Source organism: Aminobacter sp. SR38 (genome assembly GCF_014843375.1).
GTDB lineage: Bacteria > Pseudomonadota > Alphaproteobacteria > Rhizobiales > Rhizobiaceae > Aminobacter > Aminobacter ciceronei.
The window spans coordinates 1,934,367-1,956,215 of the sequence record NZ_CP062112.1; the positions used below are offsets into that span (position 1 = coordinate 1,934,367).

16 protein-coding genes are annotated in these 21,849 nt (G+C 64.6%); 3 read left to right on the forward strand and 13 right to left on the reverse strand.

Annotated elements, in window-relative coordinates; genetic code table 11:
• Window positions 1-77 precede the first annotated feature (77 nt).
• Together IG197_RS09425 and IG197_RS09430 are read left to right on the forward strand one after the other, a co-directional pair.
• Window positions 78-1,727 carry a lysine--tRNA ligase gene (locus IG197_RS09425; protein WP_192318429.1) on the forward strand — a complete coding sequence of 550 codons (1,650 nt, stop codon included), beginning with the start codon at window positions 78-80 and terminating at the stop codon, window positions 1,725-1,727.
• A 37-nt stretch (window positions 1,728-1,764) separates the two neighbouring features.
• On the forward strand, window positions 1,765-2,196 hold the full coding sequence (locus tag IG197_RS09430) for a GNAT family N-acetyltransferase (RefSeq protein ID WP_246765346.1): 432 nt from the start codon (window positions 1,765-1,767) through the stop codon (window positions 2,194-2,196).
• Between the two features lies 1 nt (window position 2,197).
• Here the strand turns inward: IG197_RS09430 and IG197_RS09435 are convergent, their stop codons facing one another.
• From IG197_RS09435 to IG197_RS09485, 11 genes are all read right to left on the reverse strand, one after another.
• Entirely contained in the window at window positions 2,198-3,001 is an 804-nt protein-coding gene (locus IG197_RS09435; RefSeq protein WP_192318431.1) for a thermonuclease family protein, read from the reverse strand.
• A gap of 1 nt (window position 3,002) precedes the next feature.
• Window positions 3,003-3,653, reverse strand: coding sequence for a helix-turn-helix transcriptional regulator (locus IG197_RS09440; RefSeq protein WP_192318432.1), 651 nt, complete (start codon window positions 3,651-3,653; stop codon window positions 3,003-3,005).
• Between the two features lie 129 nt (window positions 3,654-3,782).
• Window positions 3,783-4,088, reverse strand: coding sequence for a hypothetical protein (locus IG197_RS09445; protein ID WP_192318434.1), 306 nt, complete (start codon window positions 4,086-4,088; stop codon window positions 3,783-3,785).
• Between the two features lie 76 nt (window positions 4,089-4,164).
• Complete coding sequence (locus tag IG197_RS09450; RefSeq protein ID WP_067965439.1) at window positions 4,165-4,710, reverse strand: thioesterase family protein; 546 nt, start codon at window positions 4,708-4,710, stop codon at window positions 4,165-4,167.
• Between the two features lie 6 nt (window positions 4,711-4,716).
• Complete coding sequence (locus IG197_RS09455; protein WP_192318435.1) at window positions 4,717-6,936, reverse strand: FAD-dependent oxidoreductase; 2,220 nt, start codon at window positions 6,934-6,936, stop codon at window positions 4,717-4,719.
• A 22-nt stretch (window positions 6,937-6,958) separates the two neighbouring features.
• Window positions 6,959-8,167, reverse strand: a complete 1,209-nt coding sequence (locus IG197_RS09460) for an acetyl-CoA C-acetyltransferase (protein WP_067965446.1) — start codon at window positions 8,165-8,167, stop codon at window positions 6,959-6,961.
• Between the two features lie 31 nt (window positions 8,168-8,198).
• Complete coding sequence (locus tag IG197_RS09465) at window positions 8,199-9,371, reverse strand: acyl-CoA dehydrogenase family protein (RefSeq protein ID WP_192318437.1); 1,173 nt, start codon at window positions 9,369-9,371, stop codon at window positions 8,199-8,201.
• A gap of 63 nt (window positions 9,372-9,434) precedes the next feature.
• Complete coding sequence (locus tag IG197_RS09470) at window positions 9,435-11,231, reverse strand: acyl-CoA dehydrogenase (protein WP_192318439.1); 1,797 nt, start codon at window positions 11,229-11,231, stop codon at window positions 9,435-9,437.
• Between the two features lie 392 nt (window positions 11,232-11,623).
• Window positions 11,624-12,406, reverse strand: coding sequence for a TIGR02186 family protein (locus tag IG197_RS09475; RefSeq protein WP_067963119.1), 783 nt, complete (start codon window positions 12,404-12,406; stop codon window positions 11,624-11,626).
• Window positions 12,406-13,332, reverse strand: coding sequence for a sulfite exporter TauE/SafE family protein (locus IG197_RS09480; protein WP_192318441.1), 927 nt, complete (start codon window positions 13,330-13,332; stop codon window positions 12,406-12,408). Before IG197_RS09480 ends, IG197_RS09475 begins: the two co-directional genes overlap by 1 nt.
• Window positions 13,333-13,508: 176 nt before the next feature.
• Window positions 13,509-17,243, reverse strand: a complete 3,735-nt coding sequence (locus IG197_RS09485) for an SEL1-like repeat protein (RefSeq protein WP_192318443.1) — start codon at window positions 17,241-17,243, stop codon at window positions 13,509-13,511.
• A gap of 441 nt (window positions 17,244-17,684) precedes the next feature.
• On the opposite strand from IG197_RS09485, the gene IG197_RS09490 reads away from it, so the two are divergent.
• Window positions 17,685-18,137, forward strand: a complete 453-nt coding sequence (locus tag IG197_RS09490) for a MerR family DNA-binding transcriptional regulator (RefSeq protein WP_067967102.1) — start codon at window positions 17,685-17,687, stop codon at window positions 18,135-18,137.
• Between the two features lie 255 nt (window positions 18,138-18,392).
• Here IG197_RS09490 and pdeM read toward each other — a convergent pair whose 3' ends face one another.
• Window positions 18,393-19,106 carry a ligase-associated DNA damage response endonuclease PdeM gene (gene pdeM, locus IG197_RS09495; RefSeq protein ID WP_192318445.1) on the reverse strand — a complete coding sequence of 238 codons (714 nt, stop codon included), beginning with the start codon at window positions 19,104-19,106 and terminating at the stop codon, window positions 18,393-18,395.
• A complete protein-coding gene (locus IG197_RS09500; protein ID WP_192319662.1) occupies window positions 19,103-21,604 on the reverse strand; it encodes a ligase-associated DNA damage response DEXH box helicase in 2,502 nt (833 codons plus the stop codon). Before IG197_RS09500 ends, pdeM begins: the two co-directional genes overlap by 4 nt.
• Window positions 21,605-21,849: the final 245 nt, after the last annotated feature.

Genomic DNA, 21,849 nt, shown 5'->3' on the forward strand with positions numbered 1-21,849 from the left:
TGACGCCCGCGGCATGCGCGCATAGAGCATGGCCGTCTTCGGCGGAAACTCCGCCCAACAATCAAAGGGCTCTCGACATGACGAGATCAAACACCATCGATCTCAACCCCGAACTTCTCGCGGCAGCGGCTGAAAGCAAAGCCTGGCCGTTCGAAGAGGCCAAAAAGATCGTCGAGCGCTACAAAGGCAAAGAATTTCCCGAGATCGTCCTGTTCGAGACCGGCTACGGCCCATCCGGCCTGCCGCATATCGGCACCTTCGGTGAAGTGGCGCGCACCACCATGGTACGCCACGCCTTCCATGTACTGACCGAAGGCAAGGTCAAGACGAAGCTGCTGTGCTTCTCCGACGACATGGACGGCATGCGCAAGATCCCCGACAACGTGCCGGACCGCGCCTTCCTCGAACCGCACCTGCACAAGCCGCTCACGGCGGTGCCCAATCCTTTCGGCGGCGACTACGCCAGCTTCGGCGACCACAACAACGCCATGCTCTGCCGCTTCCTCGACACCTTCGGCTTCGAGTACGAGTTCGCCAGTGCGACCGAGTATTACAAGGCCGGCAAGTTCGACGCGATGCTGCTGCGCGCCGCCGAGCGCTACGACCAGATCATGGCGGTGATGCTGCCGACGCTGGGCGAAGAGCGCCAGGCGACATACAGCCCGTTCCTGCCGATTTCGCCCAAGAGCGGCCGCGTGCTCTACGTGCCGATGAAGCATGTCGACGCCAAGGCCGGCACCATCACCTTCGACGACGAAGGCACCGAAACCACGCTTGAGGTCACCGGCGGCAAGGTCAAGCTGCAGTGGAAGCCGGACTTCGGCATGCGCTGGGCAGCGCTCGGCGTCGACTTCGAAATGTTCGGCAAGGATCACCAGACCAATGCCGTCATCTACGACCGCATCTGCAACCTTTTGGGCGGGCACGCGCCGGAGCACTTCGTCTACGAACTGTTCCTCGACGAGAACGGCCAGAAGATCTCGAAGTCGAAGGGCAACGGCCTCACCATCGACGAGTGGCTGACCTACGCGCCGACCGAGAGCCTTGGGCTCTACATGTACCAGCGCCCGCGCCAGGCCAAGAAGCTCTATTTCGACGTCATCCCGCGCGCCGTCGACGAGTACTACACTTTCCTCTCCGCGTATCCGCGACAGGAATGGAAGGAACGGCTGGGCAATCCTGTCTGGCACATGCATGACGGCAACCCGCCTATTATCGACATGCCCGTGCCGTTCTCGATGCTGCTCAACCTGGTCAGCGCCTCCAACGCGCATGACAAGGCAGTTCTGTGGGGCTTCATCTCGCGCCATGCGCCCGGCGTGACGCCCGAGACGCATCCCGAGCTCGACAAGCTGACCGGCTATGCCGTCCGCTACTTCGACGATTTCGTGAAGCCGACCAAGACCTTCCGGCCGGCCGACGAGGTCGAGCGGGCGGCACTGGAAGCGCTGGAAAAGGCGCTTGCCGACCTGCCCGCGGGTGCTGACGGCGAAGCCATCCAGAATGCCTCGCTTAACGTCGCGCGCCAGATCGAGCGCTACCAGGACCACAGCAAGAAGAGTCCGGAGGGTGGCCCCGGCGTGTCCGGCGCCTTCTTCCAGATGATCTACCAGGTGCTGATCGGCCAGGAACGCGGTCCCCGCTTCGGCTCGTTCGCAGCCCTTTACGGCATCGCCGAAACCCGGGCGCTGATCACCAAGGCGCTGGAAGGCAAGTTGGCGGCCTGACGTGCCACCTGCCGGCGCGGCCGCTGCGTTCAGCCTGGTGCCGGCCCGCGAGGCTGATTTCGAACGCTTGTTCGAGATTAGATTGCTTGCAATGCGGCCGAGCCTGGAGCGCATCGGCCGCTTCGATCCAGAGCGGGCGCGTGCCCGCTTTCGCGCGTCGTTCCGCCCCGAGCATACGCGCCTGATCCTGGACCCGGCCGGACAGCTGATAGGCTGCGTCGCCTTTGGCCCACAAGATGGCGCGTTGTTGCTCGAGCACTTCTATCTCGTGCCGCAAGCGCAGGGGCGTGGTGTCGGCGGCGCCATATTGCGACAGCTGTTGGGCGAGGCCAATGAGAGTGCCAAGCCAATCCGCCTCGACGTGTTGCGCGGCAGCGACGCCCGGCGCTTTTACGAGCGCCACGGCTTCATCGAAACCCATCGCGACGAATTCGACCTCTATCTGGAGCGGTTGCCCGAAAGCGCCTGAATTATTGCGCCGGCTCTTCGACGGCCGGCTCGGATGGCGGCGGCTCGACCGCGGGCAGGCTCGTCCCCACAGGCGTGAGCGTCATCTCGATGCGCGTCGGTACCGGCCCGTAGATGCCCTTCTTCTCGGCCTCGGCCTTCTTGCCCGCCTCGACATAGGGACCACCGGCCTCGGCTTTGGCCCAGCCATTGGCGACCAGCCATTCGCCGACGTCCTGCTTGCCAATGCGGCAGCGGGCAACGATCACGCCGCGCTCGGACTGAGGCGGCACATCGCAGACCACGGCGCGGGAGCGCAGAAAGCTGCGAAACGCCGTGCGCGCCCGCGTTCCGCAGTTCCACTCCTTACCCTCATAGCTGCAGTTTTCGCCGACATCGACGGGGGTCACCCCCGCAATCGCCACACTGAAACCTTTGGCCCCGATCAGGCCTGAAGCCGACGCTACCGGCTGGAACAGTGTTGTGCCGTCCCAATCGTCGGGCATCTTGGGCTTGGGCGGCAACGCCAGGCTGAGTTCGCTCAATGGCGGGCGCGGTGCTTCGCGCACAAGATCGCCCTGCTCGAGCGGCGGCGGGGCGATGTCTTCAGGCGCCACCGGTCTCGACGCAGCCTCGGCATCGAGCGCCTCCGGCTCGACCGCCGACGTGCTACCCTCTTCCGGCGGCGGCATGTCAGGCAGGTCGCTTTCGTCAATCACGTCGATCTCGGGCGCCTCGATCGCCGCGAGCCTGTGCCCGCCCATGGTGACGAGCAAAGCCGCGATGCCGAACCCCGCGGCGGCGACTGCTATGGCTGCCGGACGCACCTTACTGGCTCGCCCACACGATGCGCGCCACCCATTCGACCTCATGGGTCTGAAAACGCCTGATCGGATGCTCGGGATTGAGCGAGACCAGTTCGATGATGCCTTGCGTCTGGCGCTCCAGCACCTTGGCCATGACCTCGCCCGAGATCGTCTTGACCACCACGCGGTCGCCTTTGCGCACCACGGCCCCAGGCTCGACGATCAGGACGTCGCCATTGCGGTAGAGCGGCAACATCGAGTCGCCCTGCACCTCGAGCGCGTAGGAGCTTTCGGTGGCGCGCGCCGGAATCTCGATGAGGTCCCAGCCCTGCCCTGCCGGAAAACCGGCATCGTCGAAAAAGCCGCCGGCGCCGGCCTGCGCGAAGCCGAGCAGCGGCACGCCGGCCGCCCGTTCCCGTCCCTTGGCCCTGCTGACCGTTCGCACCGGTTCGACAAAACCCAGGAACTCCTCGAGCGAGGAATTGGTGGCCTCGATGATCTTGGCCAGCGACTCCGTCGACGGCCAGCGCGGCCGCCCATCGACGGACTGGCGCTTGGATTTGTTGAACGCCGTCGAGTCGAGCCCGGCCTTCTTGGCGAGGCCCGACGCCGAAAGCGAATAACGCTCGGCGAGAGCGTCGATCGCGGCCCAGACACGTTCATGCGAGAGCATGGCGCTCTCCTTCGGACAGGAAAAAATACCTTTCGGCATTTAACCACGCCTGTCGCCGTTGTCCACCGCCAATGCGGACAGCCAGAGTGACCGCGTCGCAGGTCTGCACGCTGCCGCTGATGAAAGGGATCAGCCTGCCAGCGCGGCCATCACCGCGGGCAGGCCCTTCCTCAAGTCGTCGGCATTCATCACGGGGATCATGTCGACGTTGGCGTTGAAGCCGAAGAAGAAGCGTTCCGCGACCAGCGGCATGTCGGACGAATGGGCCACATCGAGGAAGATGAACGCCGTGCGGCGCCCGGCCTCGGCAGTGAAATAGGCTGCCTCCGGCGTGAGGTCGGCCATGACGCGTTCAATGGCCTGGGGCAGCGAGCCGTCCTTGATCGCCCTGTTGCCGTCTTCGGTGGGGATTGAGACCTTCAGCATCATGCGCATGGCGAACACTCCTCCCAATGCACAATCGTTCAGGTCTCGCTATTTTAGCACTCTCCACCCGCCGCCAGAAGCGGCATCAGTCCTTCGACTTCGCCAGCGTGCGCAGGCCCTTGTGCGAGGCGATGAAGATGCTCTCCTCCTCGCTGGCGTCACGCGGGGTGATGTCGGCGCCGAGCTCGCGCACCAGATCGTCGATCAGCACGAAGCGGCGGTTGGCCCGGTCGTAGACACCGGCGCTGGTCATGATCAGCGCCGCTGTCTCGCCGTTTTCGAGCACGAAGCGGTGCTTGCCGATCACCTCGGAGCCGCTCCAGGTCTCGATTGAAGAGACGACGTCGAAGCGCTTCCACAACCTGATTTCGCGCACGAACACCGTCTGCAGGCCACCCAGCATCGGTGCCCAGCCACGCTTGCGGGCGAGCTCGATCAGGCCCGAGCGCATGAAGATGTCGATGCGACCGACATCGGCCAGCATCATGTAGCGCGCATTGTTGAGATGCATGTTGAAGTCGATGTCGGTCGGCAGGCAGCGGAACGACAGCCGGCCCTCATCGCCAAAACGGTAAGGGCCGCGACGAGATTTCGTCGCGGCCATGCGTGCCAGTCTTGCCCAGACGTACATGCTGCGTCAGGCCGCCTTTTTTTCCTCTGCCTTCGCGTAAGGATCGAAGCGCTGGTAGAAGGTCTCGCCCTTCTCGGCCATGTCGACCAGCAGCTTGGGCGCCTTGAACTCGGCGCCGTACTTCTTCTGCAGGTCCTTGGCGATCTTGACGAACTTCTTGGCGCCGATGCCGTCGATGTAGGACAGCGCACCGCCGGTGTAGGGCGCGAAGCCGAAGGCGAGGATCGAGCCGACATCCGCCTCGCGCGGGTCGGTGACGATGCCCTCCTCCATCACGCGCACGGCTTCGAGCGCGATGACCGACAGCAGGCGCTGCTTGATCTCCTCGACATCGACCTTCTCCGGAGCAAGCTGCGGATAGAGGTCCTTGAGGCCGGGCCACAGCTTCTTCTTCGCCGGTTTTGCCGGGTAATCGTAGAAGCCCTTGGTGTTCTTGCGGCCGAGGCGACCATGGCTGTCGACCATGGTGTTGATCAGCGCCATCTGGCGTGGATCGACAGCCTTCTCGCCGAGGTCCCGGATGGTCTGTTTCATGATCTTCTGGGCGAGGTCGACGGCGGTCTCGTCGGTCAGCGCCAGCGGGCCGACGGGCATGCCGGCAGCCTTGGCGGCGTTCTCGATCATCGCTGCCGGCACGCCTTCGATCAGCATCTTGAAGGCTTCCGACATGTAGCGCAGCACGCAGCGGTTGACGTAGAAGCCACGCGTGTCGTTGACGACGATCGGCGTCTTCTTGATGGCGCGGACGAAGTCCATCGCCACCGCAAGCGCCTTGTCGCCGGTCTTCTTGCCCATGATGATCTCGACCAGCATCATCTTGTCGACAGGCGAGAAGAAGTGGATGCCGATGAAGTTCTTCGGCCTAACCGAGTTCTTGCCAAGCGAGGTGATCGGTATGGTCGAGGTGTTGGAGGCAAACACCGCCGACGACTTGAGCACGGCTTCCGCCTTCTCGGTCGTCGCCTTCTTGACTTCCGAATCCTCGAACACCGCCTCGACCACGAGGTCGCAGCCGGCGAGGTCGGCATAGTCGGCGCTCGGCGTGATCAGCGACAACAGCCTCTCACGCTCCTCGGGCTTGGCACGGCCCTTCTTGACCTGGTCGGAGATCAGGCTGTCGGAATGCGCCTTGCCCTTGTCGGCGGCTTCCTGATCCCGGTCGACCAGAACCACGGGAATGCCGGCCTTGGCCGTGACATAGGCAATGCCCGCCCCCATGAAGCCGGCGCCGATGATGCCGATCTTTTTGAACTTGGTATCGGCGATGCCTTCGGGGCGGCGAGCGCCCTTGTTCAGCTCCTGCAGCGACACGAACAGCGAGCGGATCATCGCTGCCGCTTCCCTGGTCTGCATGATCTCGGTGAAGTAGCGCTGCTCTATCCGCAGGCCGGTGTCGAACGGCACCAAAAGGCCTTCATAGACGCATTTCAGGATCGCTGTCGCAGCCGGATAGTTGCCATAGGTCTCGCGGCGCAGGATGGCGATTGCCGGCGGCCAGAGATTGGCGCCTGCGGCAGAATAGACGGGACCGCCGGGCAGCTTGAAGCCCTTCTCGTCCCAGGGTTGGACCGGCTTCAGGCCATTCCTGATCATCGCCTTGGCGGTCTCGATCAGCTTCTTCGGCTCGGCGATCTCGTGGATCAGATTCATGCCCTTCGCCTTCTGCGGCGACAGCGTCTGGCCCGAGGTCAGCATCTGCAGCGCCGACTGCGGGTCGGCAAGCCTCGGCGCGCGCTGGGTGCCGCCGGCGCCCGGGAAGATGCCGACCTTCACTTCCGGCAGGGCCATCTTGACCTTGTCCGAGTCAGCCGCAACACGTCCGTGGCAAGCCAGCGACAGCTCGAAGGCACCGCCCATGCAGGTGCCGTTGATCGCCGACACCCACGGCTTGCCGCAGGTTTCGAGCTTTCGCCACAACGCGCCCATGCGGCCGGCATTGTCGAACAGGAGCTTGGCTGCCTTTTCCGGATCCTTGGACTTCTCCTTGGCATAGATGCCGAGCATCTTCTGCAGCATGGTGAGGTCGGCACCGCCGGAGAAGGTCTCCTTGCCCGAGGTGATGACGGCGCCCTTGATGCCGGCGTCGGCGACGACCTGGTCGATGATCTTGTCGAGCTCGCCCATCACCTCTTCGGTGAAGACGTTCATCGAGCGGTCGGGCATGTTCCAGGTGACGAGCGCGATGCCATCGGCATCGGTTTCGACCGTGAAGTTGGTATAGGTCATGTCTGTCTCCTTCCGGCCGAAATCAAACGCGTTCGATGATCGTTGCGGTGCCCATGCCGGCGCCGATGCACAACGTCACCAGCGCGGTGTTGAGGTCCCGGCGCTCCAGTTCGTCGAGTACAGTGCCGAAGATCATCGCCCCGGTGGCCCCCAACGGGTGTCCCATGGCGATCGCGCCGCCATTGACGTTGATCCTGTCGTGCGGGATCTCGAAGGCCTGCATGTAGCGCAGCACCACCGAGGCGAAGGCCTCGTTGAGCTCGAACAGGTCGATGTCGGAGATCTTCATCTTGGCGCGCTTGAGCAGCTTCTCGGTGACGTCGACCGGACCGGTCAGCATCATCGCCGGTTCGGAGCCGATGTTGGAGAAGGCGCGAATGCGGGCGCGCGGCTTGAGGCCCATCGTCTTGCCGGCCTTCTTAGAGCCGAGCAGGACGGCCGCCGCACCGTCGACGATGCCGGACGAGTTGCCGGCATGGTGGACGTGGTTGACCTCTTCGAGCTCGGGATAACGCTGCACGGCGACCGCGTCGAAGCCGCCCATCTCGCCGGGGATGACGAAGGAAGGCTGCAGCTGGCCGAGCGACTGCATGTCGGTGGTCGGGCGCATGTGCTCGTCATGGGCGAGGATGGTGAGGCCGTTCTGGTCCTTCACCGGAACCACCGACTTCTTGAAGTAGCCCTTCTCCCAGGCCTTGGCGGCGCGCTTCTGGCTCTCGACGGCATAGGCGTCGACGTCGTCGCGCGAGAAACCATATTTGGTGGCGATCAGGTCGGCCGACACGCCCTGTGGCATGAACCAGGCCGGCATGCCGACCGAGGGATCCATGAACCAGGCGCCGCCCGACATGCCCATGCCGACGCGCGACATCGATTCCACGCCGCCGGCGATCACGATCTCGTCGGCGCCCTGCGCGATCTTCGCAGCGCCGAAGTTGATGGCGTCGAGGCCGGAGGCGCAGAAGCGCGAGATCTGCATGCCCGGCGCCTTGTTGTCGTAGCCGGCCTCGAAGGCGGCCGAGCGCGGGATCACCGAACCGGCTTCGCCGACGGGATCCACGCAGCCGAAGATGATGTCGTCGACTTCTGCCGTGTCGAAGCCGTTGCGGTCACGCAGCGCTTCCAGCACCTTGGCGCCGAGGCGCACCGCCGGAACCTCATGCAGCGATCCATCCTTCTTGCCCTTGCCGCGCGGCGTGCGCACGGCGTCATAGACAAAAGCGTCAGCCATTTTCTTGCTCCTTGGTTTCCGGATCGGCTGCTCAGAGCGAGCGCGCGATCAGCAACTTCATGATCTCGTTCGTACCGCCATAGATGCGCTGCACGCGAGCGTCGCGATACATGCGGGCGATCGGATATTCATTCATATAACCATAGCCGCCGAACAATTGCAGGCACTCATCGACGATCTTGCACTGCAGATCCGACAACCAATACTTGGCCATCGAAGCAGTTACCGGATCGAGCCCGCCGGAAATGTGACGGGTGACGCAGTCGTTGTAGAAAACCCTGCCGATGGTCGCCTCGGTCTTGAGTTCGGCCAGCTTGAACTGGGTGTTCTGGAAGTCGAGGATCGCCTTGCCGAAGGCCTTGCGGTCCTTGACGTAGTCGATGGTCACGGCCAGCGCGCGCTCGATCATGGCAATCGCGCCGGTGCCGATTTCCAGCCGCTCCTGCGGCAGCTGTTGCATCAGTTGAACGAAACCCTGCCCCTCTTCCTGCCCGAGCAGGTTGGATGTCGGCACGCGCACGTCATTGAAGAACAGCTCCGAAGTGTCGTTGGCCTTGAGCCCGATCTTGTCGAGGTTGCGGCCGCGCTCGAAACCCTCGACCTCGTCGGTCTCGACGACGATCAGCGAGGTGCCCTTGGCGCCCTTGGACGGGTCGGTCTTGGTCACCACGATGACCAGGTTCGCCAGCTGGCCGTTGGTGATGAAGGTCTTGGAGCCGTTGATCCGGTACTGGTTGCCGTCCCTCTCGGCGCGCGTCTTCACACCCTGCAGGTCGGAGCCGGCGCCCGGCTCGGTCATGGCGATGGCACCGATCAACTCGCCGGTCGCCATCTTGGGCAGCCACTTCTTCTTCTGCTCTTCGGAGCCATAGTGAAGGATATAGGGGGCGACGATGGCATTGTGCAGGGCGATGCCGAAACCGTCGACGCCGACATGGCCGATCGCCTCGATGATGGCGCTCTCATGGGCGAAGGTGCCGCCCGAACCGCCATATTCCTCGGGCATCGAGGCGCAGAGCAGGCCGGCAGCACCGGCCTTTTCCCAGGCGGCGCGGTCGACGATCTCGTTCTTCTCGTAGCCGTCATAATGCGGCAGGATCTCTTCCGACATGAAGCGATGTGCCATGTCGTAAAGCATCGCCACGTCGTCCGCGGCCCAAGCGGGCTTCGGGAGCCCCAGAACATCTGCAGGAATTGTCGCCACGATCTCCTCCGCGTTTCGACGCCGCAATTGCGAGGCGGCCGCGAACGGCCGCCAGGTCTTCGATCAGAACGCCTCCGCGGCGAGCGCCATCATCGTCGCCGAACCGGTCGACAGGCGCGCGAGATGCGCCGAGGTCTCGGGCATGACGCGCTCCATGAAGTAGCGCCCCGTCACCAGCTTGGTTTCGTAGAAATCAGCCGAACCATTGGCGCCTGTTGCCAGCTTGTCCTGCGCCGACTTGACCATCCGACCCCACATGTAGCCGAGCGCGACGAGGCCGAAGAGATGCATATAGTCGGTCGAGGCGGCACCGGCATTGTCAGGATTGGCCATGCCGTTCTGCACCAGCCACATGGTCGCCGCCTGCAGGTCGTTGAGGCCCTTCTTCAGCGCCTTGGTGTAGGACGCCATCTGCTCGTCGCCGCGATTGGCCTCGCAGAACTCGCCGACCTCCTTGAAGAAGGCCTGCACGGCGCGGCCGCCATTGAGGCCGAGCTTGCGGCCGACGAGGTCGAGCGCCTGCACGCCGTTGGCGCCCTCATAGATCATGGCGATGCGGGCATCGCGCACGAACTGGCTCATGCCATGCTCTTCGATGTAGCCGTGGCCGCCGAAAACCTGCTGCGCCATCACGGCATGCTCGAAGCCCTTGTCGGTCAGCACACCCTTCACGATCGGGGTCATCAAACCCATGTGGTCGTCGGCAGCCTGGCGCTCGGCGCCGTCCTCGGAACGGTGGGCGACGTCGGAATTGATGGCAGTCCACAGCACCAGTGCCCGGCCGGCCTCGTTGAAGGCCTTCATGGTCATCAGCTTGCGGCGGATGTCGGGGTGGACGATGATCGGATCGGCCTTCTTGTCAGGCGCCTTCGGCCCGGTCAGCGAGCGGCCCTGGATGCGGTCCTTGGCATAGGCGACGGCGTTCTGGTAGGCAATTTCGGAGACAGCAAGGCCCTGCAGGCCGACGCCGAGGCGCGCCTCGTTCATCATCGTGAACATCGCCTTCAGGCCGCCATTGGCCTCGCCGATCAGGAAACCTTCGGCCTCGTCATAATTCATGACGCAGGTCGAGTTGCCATGGATGCCCATCTTCTCCTCGATCGAGCCGCAAGAAACGGTGTTGCGCGCGCCGGGGTTGCCCGAAGCGTCGAGCTTGAACTTCGGCACGATGAACAGCGAGATGCCCTTCACGCCTTCCGGCGCGCCCTCGATGCGGGCCAGCACCAGATGGATGATGTTCTCGGACATGTCGTGCTCGCCGGCCGAGATGAAGATCTTCTGGCCGGAGATCCGATATGAGCCGTCGCCATTCGGCACGGCCTTGGAGCGGAGCAGGCCGAGATCGGTGCCGCAATGCGGCTCGGTCAGGTTCATGGTGCCGGTCCAGGTGCCCTCGACCATCTTCGGCAGCCAGGTCGCCTTCTGCTCGTCCGAACCATGGACGAGGATCGCGGCCATCGCGCCTTGCGTCAGGCCGGGATACATCATCAGCGCCATGTTGGCGGCCGACATGTATTCGCCGACAGCCGAATGAACGGTGTAGGGAAGGCCCTGCCCGCCGTGCTCGACTGGTACGGCCAGACCCATCCAGCCGCCCTCGCGATACTGGTCAAAGGCTTCCTTGAAGCCCTTGGGCGTCGTCACCGAGCCATCCTCGTTGCGGACGCAGCCCTCCATGTCGCCAACGCGGTTGAGCGGGTGCATGACGTTTTCGGCGAGCTTGGCGCCCTCTGCGAGGATCGCCTCCAGCACGTCCGGGCTGGCGTCGGAGAAGCCGGCAAGGTTGCTGTAGCGCTCGTAGCCGAGCACGTCATTGAGCACGAAAAGTGTGTCTTGGACCGGCGCGCGAAATGTCGGCATTGCTCTTCCTCCAGCAAATGTGAGCCGGTTCCGGCCAGACGGTATGCGACGGGGAACCGCTTGTCGAACCGCGATTAGCAAAAATTGACGTTTGCGTAAACGTCAATTTTTGTGAATCCGCAATTCGGAGGAAATTTCGGTGTGTTTTGATGTTGTTGGGAGGCCGCCGGCGCTCCTGCAGGCGGAGCCGGACGTGACTTCTTCGATGTGACGGCACGGATCCCCCGGGTGTCTACGGCCCTTCGCTGTCGCTTCGGGCGTTCGTCACTCGAAAAGCCAAGCAGTTGGCTTTTCGTCCGCTTCGCGGACCGCTCCTCACCGCTGCGCTTCTGCTCCGCCAGAGGATGACGAAGGGGGTGGCAATCATCTCCACCAAGCCTGCGACGCCCCCTTCAGTCCTTCCTGAAGATGATCCGTCCGAGCCAACCGGTGAGCATGGCCAGCCCGATGGCGAAGAGGCCGTAGCCGAAGCCGTGGTCGGTGGCGAAGCGAAAGATGGTCTGCTCGAAGCCTGACTTGACGATGGCCAGCTGGGCCGAGGTTTCCTTGATGAAGATGCCGTTGCGAAACAGGAAGGCACGAGCCTTGTGGGTGCCGACCGGCACGTTGGGAGCAAGATGCAGCGTGGCGCGGAACAGGCTCTGCGACAGGAACTGCACGCCGCCGATATTGTCGGAGTAGAGCCCGGTCGCCAGCTTGCGCTCGCGCAGCGCCTCGGTGAACTCCTGGATGGTCAGCGGGCTGTCGCGCTTGTCCTCGGGCTCCATGTAGATGTTGTTGGCGCCCAGCGAGAGCTGGCGGTAGTTGTTGGGATCGGTGATGTCCTGCGGCTGGCGGGTGGTCGCCACCGAATAGGACATCGGCACGTTGACGAAGGTCTCGGACTGGGTGTTGATCCACATGCCGAGCACGCGGCTCTTGCGCCGCACCACCACCGGCCGCGCCGGACCCTCGAGCACGACATAGACGTCGTAGCGGCCCTGGCGGTTGATCAGCGGGTCGGCGTTTTCGAGCGCCCCGAAGATGGTGAGGTCGGCACCGGCGAAGTCGGCGGTGATGGCGACACGGTCGGTCGAGAGCCCGATCTGGATGCTTTCTGGATGCGCCGGCTCCTGGGCGCGCACTGGCCCCGCTGCCGCGAGCATCAGGGCTGCGAGACATGCCGCGACCCGCATCACAGCAGCCCGCTCACGCCGGTCAGCGAATAGAGGTTCTGCGGCTTGACGAACAGGTCGAAGCCGAGGCGCAAGGCGACCGCCAGCACCAGCAGCGCAAGCAGGGCGCGCAGCTGTTCGCCGCGCAGCTTCTGGCCGGCCTTGGCGCCGTATTGGGCGCCGGCAACGCCGCCGACCATCAGGACCAGCGCCAGGATGATGTCGACGGTCTGGTTGGTCGAGGAGTGCACCAAGGTGGTGAAGGCCGAGACGACGACGATCTGGAACAGCGACGTGCCGACGACGACGTTGGTCGGCACCTTGAGCAGGTAGATCAGCGCCGGCACCATGATGAAGCCGCCGCCGACGCCCATGATGGCGGAGAGGAAGCCGATGCCGGCGCCGATACCGAGCACCGGGATGACCGAGACGAACAGCTTCGAGGTGCGGAAGCGCATCTTGAAGGGCAGGCGGTGGATCCAGTTGTGCTGGCCCGACTTCTTCAGGGCCGGCGGCACGCCGCCCTTGGTGAGCCGCAGCGCATTGACGCTTTCGATCAGCATCAGCCCGCCGACGGTGCCGAGGAAAACGACGTAGAGCAAAGAGATGAACAGGTCGAGCTGGCCGATGGCGCGCAGCAGCGCAAAGACGAAGCCGCCGGCCGCCGAGCCGGCGATGCCACCGACAAGCAGCACCGTGCCGAGCTTGAAGTCGAGCGTGCCGCGCTTGAGATGGGCGAGCGCACCTGAAAAGGACGAGGCGATGACCTGGTTGGCGCCGGTGGCGACAGCGATGGCAGGCGGGATATTGTAGAAGATCAGAAGCGGCGTGATCAGGAAACCGCCGCCGACCCCGAACATACCAGACAGGAAGCCGACCGCCGCACCCATCGCCAGGAGCACGAACACATTGACCGACATCTCAGCAATCGGGAGATAAATGCCCACCCGTCAGACTCTGCAAATCGAATTGTTGCCGACGCCCATCCCTGGGAGCTTGTTGGCTACCGGGTACTTGCGCCGACATTGCGGCGAAGTCAAACTTCACCGGACACAAAACGAAAAATAACTCAATCAGTTAACCCGCCGGTAAAGGCGGGTCACCTGATATCAGCTATTGCTAACTATTTGCGCGCCAGGAGCGCCTCGACCAGCGGCTCGTCGACAGTGCCGGTGGGCGCCAGCGCATTGTCCTTCTGGAAGGCCATGATCGCGTCCTTGGTCTTCTGACCCATCATGCCGTCGGGCTTGCCGGCTTCGTAGCCGTTTTTGTTGAGGATCGCCTGGATGTTCTGCACCGCCCGCTTCATGTCGATGTTGGCGGCCGGTGCATCCTGCCAGGCAGCCGGCACGACGACCGAATTGGCGGCCGCGTCGAGCTGCTTGGGCTGCCACAGTGCCGTCGTCTCCTCGGCGCGCTTGAGCTGCTCGGGGCTGAGCGCCTTGGCGATCTCGTCGCGCTTGGCGGCGGCATCCTTGTCACCCTCTTTGGCGACAATGGCGAACCACTTATAGGATTCTTCGAGGTTCTGCTTCATGCCGACGCCCTTGGCAGCAAGGATGCCGAGATTGAACTGGCTGTCCTTGATGCCAAGTTCGGCGGCGCTGGTGAACCAGCGATTGGCCGAGTCGTTGTCGACAGTGCCGTCGGCACCCATGGCAAACAGCACCGCCAGATTGTGCATGGCGCTGGCATTGCCCTGGGCAGCCGCGAGCTGGTACCAGGTCTTGGCCTTGATGGCATCGCGTTCGACGCCGGTGCCCTTCTCGTACATGTTGCCGATGCGGTATTGTGCCGGCGCGAAGCCGAGCTCGGCGGCCTTTTCATACCACTGCGATGCTGCCTTCATGTCGGCATTGGCGCCACGCGCCTCGGCATAACGCGAGCCCATCTCGTACAGCGCCTTGGCGTCACCGGCGTTCGCTGCCTGGCGCAACGCCTCCGGTCCAACGGCCTCGGGCATGAAGGCTGCCGGGGTGACGGAGGGCTTGATGGTCTCGGTGGTTACAGGCTGTGCCGGTATCGACTGGGTGCTGGTCTTGTCGAGCGCGGCAGCGGCGGGCAACTGGTCGACCGACACGTCGGCGATCTGCTCGGGCTCGGCGACGGTCGCGCTCGCCGTCTCCGGCTTGTCGACATTGCGGACAGGCGCAGCGGCTGTCACAACCGGCTTTGCCGGCACCACGGCTGCCGTCTGGACCGGTTGCGATGCCGCCGGAGCGACGGTGACGCCTGCCGTCTCGATCGGGTCGCTGATGAAGGCCTTGCCGAGCTGCATGCCGGCGAGCGCCAGCATGACGGCGCCGACGGCCATCAGCACCGACTTGCGCCGCGACTTGATCAGGTCGCCGATCCGCAGCGCGCGCACCGGGCCCTTGAGGTCGGAACTGCGCTTGGCCGCATCCGCCTCAGCGGCCGCGGCCTGGGCGGCACGGCGAGCGGCGGCAATGAAGTCGGACTTCGAAGCGTCGGGCTCGTTGGGGCGCACCGTGTCGCCACGTTCGTCGCGGACGCGGCGCATGATGGCGTTGAGGTCGGGCGCGCCCGAACCGGGTTCCAGCGGACGGTTGGCAATCTTGGGATCGAGCGGCGCGTCGAGCGCCATGCCGGGCGCCGGTGCCTCGACGACGGGTTCGGCAGCTTCGACGACCGGCGGCTGCGGCTTGGCCTTCTTGCTGGTGAAAGCGCGGGCGAGACCACTCAGCATCGAAGTTCTGGCCGGCTTCTGCTCCTTCTTTTCGGTGCGGACACCGTCAAGGGCTGCAACTGCCGCAGCGGCTTCGGCGGCGGCTTGGGCCGGGCTGCGCGCCGGGCGATCGTCCTCGCTTGGCCGGTCGCTGGCGCGACGGCCGAAGGCGTGGGGTGCCTCGGGCAGCGGCGCTGGTGCTTCCGGCTCCAGCGACGGCGTTTCGCTGAGCGACAGTTTCGGCGCCGGCGACAGCATGGTCGTCGACAGCAGCTCGGCAACGGAAGCGGGCGGCGCCTCGACAGGCGCCGGTTCGTTGGGTTCGAGCGAGCCTAGCCGGTCGACGATCTTGAGCAGCGTGTCGTGGATTGCCTCGAAGGTCTTGCCGTTGCGCTCGTCGGAACGACGGGTCAGCGCTTCGAGCGCCTTCAGGTCCTGGGCAAGCCCGGTCACCGCAGCCGTCTCGGCGGTCGAGCCGGAGAAGGAGCGCACCGCATCCTCTGCGGCCTGGCGGGCCGCCTCGACGAGCGCGTGATGATTGCCCGAAATCGAGCGCTCGATCTCCTCGAGGCGCGGACGGATGTCCTCGAACTCAGGCAGCGGCGAACCAGGCCGCGCCAGATGGTTCGACAATTCGCTGACCTGGGCTTCGAGGCCACGGATGAGCTCGGGATCGATGCTCGACACCTGCGCCGCCGAGATTTCGAGACGGTTGGAGATGTCGTCGAGCCTGGCTTCGAGGCCGCGCATGGCGAGTTCATTCGCCGGGTCGGGGCGATTGGTCTCGAGGCGCTGGGCGAAGGCGGTGAAGCGCGCATCGATCGCTTCCATGATGCCGGAATGATCGGCGGCGGGCTGTGCCGACTGGCGATCGAGGCGCTCGCCCAGGTCTTCGAGGCGACGCTCGAGGTCACGGAACAATGTGTTGCCATGTTCGAAGGCATCGCCTTGGCGGCGCTCGAACACGTCGGCCAGGGCGTCGAAGCGCTGTTCGATGCCCTGGAAGATCAGGCCGGCGTCAGGTGCGGCGGGCGTGCGCTCGATCTTGTCGGCGATCAGCGAGATCTGCCGCGTCAGACGCTCGACAGCCTGCTCGGGGATGTCGCTGCGCTGCGCGATGTCGTCGACACGCTCGGACAGTGTGTTGAGGCGGTCGATGATCTCGGCGGTCGGCTGCTCCGCGGTGATCTCTTCGATCTGATGGGCAAGGGCCGCAATGCGCACCTCGATCCGCTCGAACGGCTCGGGGTTGAAGTGCGGCGTCTGGGCGGCGACCGTCGAGGCGACGATGGCGCGCGAGATTTCGTCGAGGCGCTCGTCGATCAGGCTGAACATCTCGTCGCCATGGCTGTCGCGCTGGCGCACGAACTGCTCGACCGCACCCGCAAGCGTGCGGACCTTGTCCTCGATCGACAGCAGCGACAGCGATTCGGGCAGGTTGTTGACGGCGTCGTTGATCTGTTCGAGGCGGCCGGCAAGGGCAGCAAGCGCCGGATCTTCGGGACGCTGGCGAGCATCTTCCGACATGCGGTCGGCGAATGCGTCCCAGCGCCGGTCGAACTCGTCCCAGCGGCGGTCGACCGAAAGCACGGTCTCCTCGCGCGCCAGCTCGCCGAGCAAGCGGCGGACCTGCTCGAGTTCGAGGCGCAGCGTGTTGACGCTTTTGTCGTCGCTGCGTTCGGCGAGCGTGTGGATAGCGCCCGACAGGCGCTGCAGCTCGAGGCCCAGCTCGACGGCCTGCGAACCGACGGCGCCGGACTGGCTGGCGCGATCGATGTCCTTGCGCAAGAGGTCGAATTCGCGCTGCAGCCCGGTGCTCATCTGGTGGCGCATCTCTTCGCGCAGGGCACGGAGCTCGCCAGCGATCTTGCCGACGGCGGCAACGCTATCTTCCTGGCCGCGGGCGCGGTCGATGTCGCGGGCGATCGCCTGGTAAGGGCGCTCATAGGGTGCTGTGCGGCCATATTCGCCGCGCGACGTGTAGCCGGCAGGCGGCGCCTGGCGCTGTGGCGCGCGATACGGTTCGGCAGGCGCATCGCGCTGCTCGTTGCGCTGGCGCTCAAGCCGAGCCTCGAGATTTTCGAGCGAGCGATTGAGCTCGTCGAGCGAGGCAAGCGGGCGGCGCTGCCTGCCGTCATTGAGGGAATCGAGGTAGGACCGCTTGCTGTTCATCGAATCGCCCGTTGGTCAGAGTGCTGGTGCCGGAACCAGAAGTCTCAAGCCTTGCCGGGACGGAGGCTGCGATTTGCCGCGGGTTTTGGCTCCTCGGGCATTTCGCCGCCTTCCGAAACCGTGAACAATTCGGTACATGATGACCACGGGGGAAACCGACACGGCTACATTTCCCTCAACGTGGTAAACAAGCTCTTAACCAAGCTTAAGAAAGTGCGACGTTGTGTTCCCGCCTTGGCGGTCGGTTCGGCCAGATTTCCCTTGCGTAGGGTAGGCCAGATCGTTATAGCATTTACGTAAACGTAAGACGTGTGCAGATCGCCGTCTTTTGGTAGCATTTACGTAGAAACCACGATCGGAAGCCTTGCCCCCTCCGGCTTCCATCAGAGCACCGGCCGGCCCTGCCGCCATTGCTCGCAATTGGGGATAGCAGAGTAGATGATGAAACTTGTATCGGTCGCCGATGTTGCGGCCAATGAAAACAATCTCTCCGGCGAGGACTATGTCCGCATCGGCGAAATGGCAAAGAAGTACGGCGTAACGCTCCGTACTTTGCGCTTTTACGAAGACAAGGGGTTGCTCAACCCCAAGCGCGAAGGTGCGACGCGCCTCTACACCCGCCGCGACCGCGCCCGGCTGAAGCTTATCCTGCTCGGCAGGAAGGTCGGCTTCTCGCTGCGCGACGTCAAGCAGATGATCGACCTCTACGATCCGACCGGCACCAACGCCAAGCAGTTGCGCCTGACGCTCGACAAGTCGGACAAGCAGCTAGGTCGCCTGCAGAAGCAGCGCCAGCTGCTCGATGAGGCGATCGGCGAACTGAACAACCACATGGCCGTCGTCCGCCAGCTCCTGGCTGAGCGCACCGCCGTGCAGGCAAGTGCTGCCAGCTAACAAGGCGACTGCGTGTTGACGAAACGACCCGGCGCGGGAGACCGTGCCGGGTCGTTTTGCGTCTGAGGGCCGCGTGCCGTCTCTTCCGATGCTTCCGTGCATGATATGGCGGCAGTCCTCGACGCCGGCGTCGGACGCCCTGTTGCTCCCCTCCGCGGTGGCTGTCTTGCAGCGCAGAATTCGCGGTGAGCCTACACCGCCACTGGCAAGACCTGGAGAACGGCAAGGAGCGACTGCCGAGCAGTCAAAACGACATCAACCCGGCCTGAGCAGCGACCCTGCAATCGGATAGACCCGGCTCGTCCCGATCATGTAAGCCGTCGGCGCCCCTTCCCGGAACATGCCGCGATAGGCCCGGTCGAGCACGTTGAGCGAGCCGGTGAAGGCGCCGAAGGCGGGCATGATGAGGCGCATGCCGTCGCTGGCGAAGCAGCGGCGACGAACCGAGCGGCCGCGCTGGACGATGCGGGCGCAGGGGTGCAGGTGGCCGGCGACCTCGCCCTCTGCATGGCCCTTCGACGGCTCGTGGCGGAACACTAGGCCTGCGACCGCCAATTCCTCGACCGTTTCGCCCGGCAGATCGTCGGGCGCATCCGGGTCGTGGTTGCCAGCGATCCAGAACCAGCTCCGCCCGGCCATCCTCGCCATCAGGCTGTCACGGAATGGTTCGGGCAGGCGCGCCGCGCCCTCGCCGTCATGGAAACTGTCGCCGAGGCTGACGATTGTGCGCGGCTGGTAGTCATCCACAACCACGGCCAGGCGTTGAAGCGTCGCTGCCGTATCATAGGGTGGGATCAGCCGGCCGCGGCGGGCATGCGAAGAGCCCTTCTCCAGATGCAGGTCGGAGACGACGAGCAGGTCGAGCTCAGGGAAATGCACCACGCCGCGCCAGTCGCAGGCGGCGCGCACGCCAGCGACCGCGATCGTCTCGCAGCCTGCCCTGGTCAGTTCGCGCGCGGCTATATTCATGCGCTTCCCATCGCCTCATCGATCAGATCCGCCGCCTCCAAAAGCAGGGAGTCGTGCGCCTCGCCATTGACCGGCTCCTTGCCGATCTCAAGCATCACCGGCACCGCCAGCGGCGAAATCTGGTCGAGCATCTTGTGCACGATTCGGCCGCGGATGCGCGAGAGCATCTCGGCAAGCCTCCTGACATCGAGCAGCCCGCTGGCCGCATCCGCCCGCGTCGCCTTGAGCAGAATGTGGTCGGGCTCATGGCTGCGCAAGACGTCGTAAATGAGGTCGGCCGAAACAGTCACCTGTCGGCCGCTCTTTTCCTGGCCGGGAAACCGCTTCTCGATCAACCCGGCGATGACGGCACAGTTGCGGAAGGTGCGCTTGAGCAGCCAGCTGTCGGCCAACCAGGCCTCGAGGTCGTCGCCCAGCATATCCTCGTCGAACAGTTCGCCCAGCGACGGTTCTTTCGCCCTGAACATCGCCCCCAGATCGCCCAGCGCCCAGACGGCCAGCGAATAGTCGGTGGCGACAAAGCCCAGCGGCCGCGCGCCCATGCGCTCCAGCCGGCGGGTCAGAAGCATACCGAGCGTCTGGTGCGCCAGCCGCCCCTCGAAGGGATAGGCCACCATGTAGAAGCGCTCGCCGCGTGGAAAAGTCTCGATCAGAAGGTCCTCCTTGCGCGGCAGCACCGACTTCTCCTGCTGGATGCGCAGCCAGTCTGCGACCTGCTCAGGCAGCGCCTTCCAGCGCGCGGGGTCGGCCAGCATGCCGCGCACCTGGTCGGCGAGATAGGTCGACAGCGGAAACTTGCCGCCGGCATAAGACGGCACCAGAACGTTGCCGGCGCCGCCCGTCGAGACATAACACTCATTTTCGCGGATGCCCTCGAAGCGCAGCACCTTGCCGGCGAACATGAACATGTCGCCCACCGAAAGTGTCTCGACGAAATACTCCTCGATCTTGCCGAGCACTGGCCCGCCGCGCAGGGTCAGTGCTGCTGCCGTGCCCGCGCCGACCTTGCCCTTGGCCCTGGTGTAACGGACGTTCAGCATCGGCGCTTCGATGATGGTGCCGACATTCAGCCTGTATTGCTGGGCAATGCGCGGATTGGACACCCGCCACTTACCATCCTTGGTCTTGCGGATGCGGGCGTAGCGCTCGTAGCTGCGCAGTGCGTAGCCGCCGGTGGCGACGAAATCGACGACGCGGTCGAAACTGTCGCGGTCTAGCCCGGCATAGGGAGCAGCACCTGTTACCTCGGCGTAAAGCTCGTCTGCGACGAAGGGCGCGCCACAGGCGCAGCCCAGCACATGCTGGGCCAGCACGTCGAGCGCGCCGTCGATCAGCGGCGGGGTGTCCTGCGCGCCGAGATAATTGGCCTCGAGTGCGGCCCGGCACTCCAGCACCTCGAAGCGGTTGGCCGGCACCAGGATCGCCCGGCTCGGCTCGTCCATCCGGTGGTTGGCGCGGCCGATTCGCTGGGCGAGCCGGCTCGCGCCCTTGGGGGCGCCAACATGGACGACGAGATCGACGTCGCCCCAGTCGATGCCGAGATCGAGCGTCGAGGTTGCGACGACGGCACGCAACACATTGTCGGCCATCGCCTTCTCGACCTTGCGGCGCTGGCCGACGTCGAGCGAGCCGTGATGGAGGGCGATCGGCAGATTGTCGTCGTTGACGCGCCACAGCTCCTGGAACAACAGCTCGGCCTGGCTCCGGGTGTTGACGAACAAAAGCGTCGTCTGGTGCCGGCGGATCGCGTCATAGACTTCGGGAATGGCATATCGCGCCGAATGCCCCGACCACGGCACACGCTCCTCGGAATCGAGGATCGTGATCTCTGGCCTGGCACCGCCCGACACGGTGATGAGGTCGGCCATCTCGCCTGCCGGATTCTGCCTGACCAGCCAGCGCCGGAGCTCGTCCGGCTTGGCCACCGTCGCCGACAGCCCGATCGCCTGCAGGTCGGGCACATAGGCCCTGAGCCGCGCCAGCCCGAGCGACAAGAGGTGCCCGCGCTTGGAGGTGACCAGCGAATGCAGTTCGTCGAGCACGATGTAGCGCAGCCCGTTGAAGAAGCGGTCTGCGTCGGGCGATGCGATCAGCAACGCCAGTTGCTCGGGTGTCGTCAGCAATATGTCCGGCGGTGACAGCTTCTGGCGCGTGCGCTTGTGCTGCGGCGTGTCGCCGGTGCGCGTCTCCATCGTGATCGGCAGGTTCATCTCGTCAACAGGCCTGCCGAGATTGCGTTCGATGTCGACGGCAAGCGCCTTGAGCGGTGAAATGTACAGTGTATGCACGCCGCGTTGCGGCTCGCCGGGACGCCTCTTCGGCCGGATCGCCAGATCGGTCAGCGCAGGCAGGAAACCGGCCAGCGTCTTGCCGGCACCGGTGGGGGCGATCAGCAGCACCGAATTGCCCTGCTGGGCACTGGTGAGCAGGTCGAGCTGGTGGGCACGCGGCGACCAGCCGCGCTCGGCGAACCATCGCAGGAATGGCTCCGGCAGCATCGCGGCAGTCGAATTCGGCTCCAGTCGCGCTTGGCTCGTCACGCCTCATGCCTAGCGCGGCGATCAGGCTGCGCCAAGCGAAATCTGGAACAAACAGGGATCAAGGACAGCTGTATGCCAACCGGCCAAGGTCTCGTTCCCTCCCACCCCCCTCTGCCCTGCCGGGCATCTCCCCCCACAAGGGGGGAGATCAGGCCTTCACCAGCGCTTCGTCCAGTCTTTAACAGCAGAGCGGAAATACTTCA

What these genes read in the sequence shown, in the direction of transcription:
- IG197_RS09485 (WP_192318443.1), bottom strand. Translation starts at nt 17,243, where the DNA reads ATGAACAGCAAGCGGTCCTACCTCGATTCCCTCAATGACGGCAGGCAG.
- IG197_RS09450 (WP_067965439.1), bottom strand. Translation starts at nt 4,710, where the DNA reads ATGTACGTCTGGGCAAGACTGGCACGCATGGCCGCGACGAAATCTCGT.
- IG197_RS09490 (WP_067967102.1), top strand. Translation starts at nt 17,685, where the DNA reads ATGAAACTTGTATCGGTCGCCGATGTTGCGGCCAATGAAAACAATCTC.
- IG197_RS09475 (WP_067963119.1), bottom strand. Translation starts at nt 12,406, where the DNA reads ATGCGGGTCGCGGCATGTCTCGCAGCCCTGATGCTCGCGGCAGCGGGG.
- IG197_RS09500 (WP_192319662.1), bottom strand. Translation starts at nt 21,604, where the DNA reads ATGCTGCCGGAGCCATTCCTGCGATGGTTCGCCGAGCGCGGCTGGTCG.
- IG197_RS09455 (WP_192318435.1), bottom strand. Translation starts at nt 6,936, where the DNA reads ATGACCTATACCAACTTCACGGTCGAAACCGATGCCGATGGCATCGCG.
- IG197_RS09440 (WP_192318432.1), bottom strand. Translation starts at nt 3,653, where the DNA reads ATGCTCTCGCATGAACGTGTCTGGGCCGCGATCGACGCTCTCGCCGAG.
- IG197_RS09470 (WP_192318439.1), bottom strand. Translation starts at nt 11,231, where the DNA reads ATGCCGACATTTCGCGCGCCGGTCCAAGACACACTTTTCGTGCTCAAT.
- IG197_RS09425 (WP_192318429.1), top strand. Translation starts at nt 78, where the DNA reads ATGACGAGATCAAACACCATCGATCTCAACCCCGAACTTCTCGCGGCA.
- IG197_RS09445 (WP_192318434.1), bottom strand. Translation starts at nt 4,088, where the DNA reads ATGCGCATGATGCTGAAGGTCTCAATCCCCACCGAAGACGGCAACAGG.
- IG197_RS09460 (WP_067965446.1), bottom strand. Translation starts at nt 8,167, where the DNA reads ATGGCTGACGCTTTTGTCTATGACGCCGTGCGCACGCCGCGCGGCAAG.
- pdeM (WP_192318445.1), bottom strand. Translation starts at nt 19,106, where the DNA reads ATGAATATAGCCGCGCGCGAACTGACCAGGGCAGGCTGCGAGACGATC.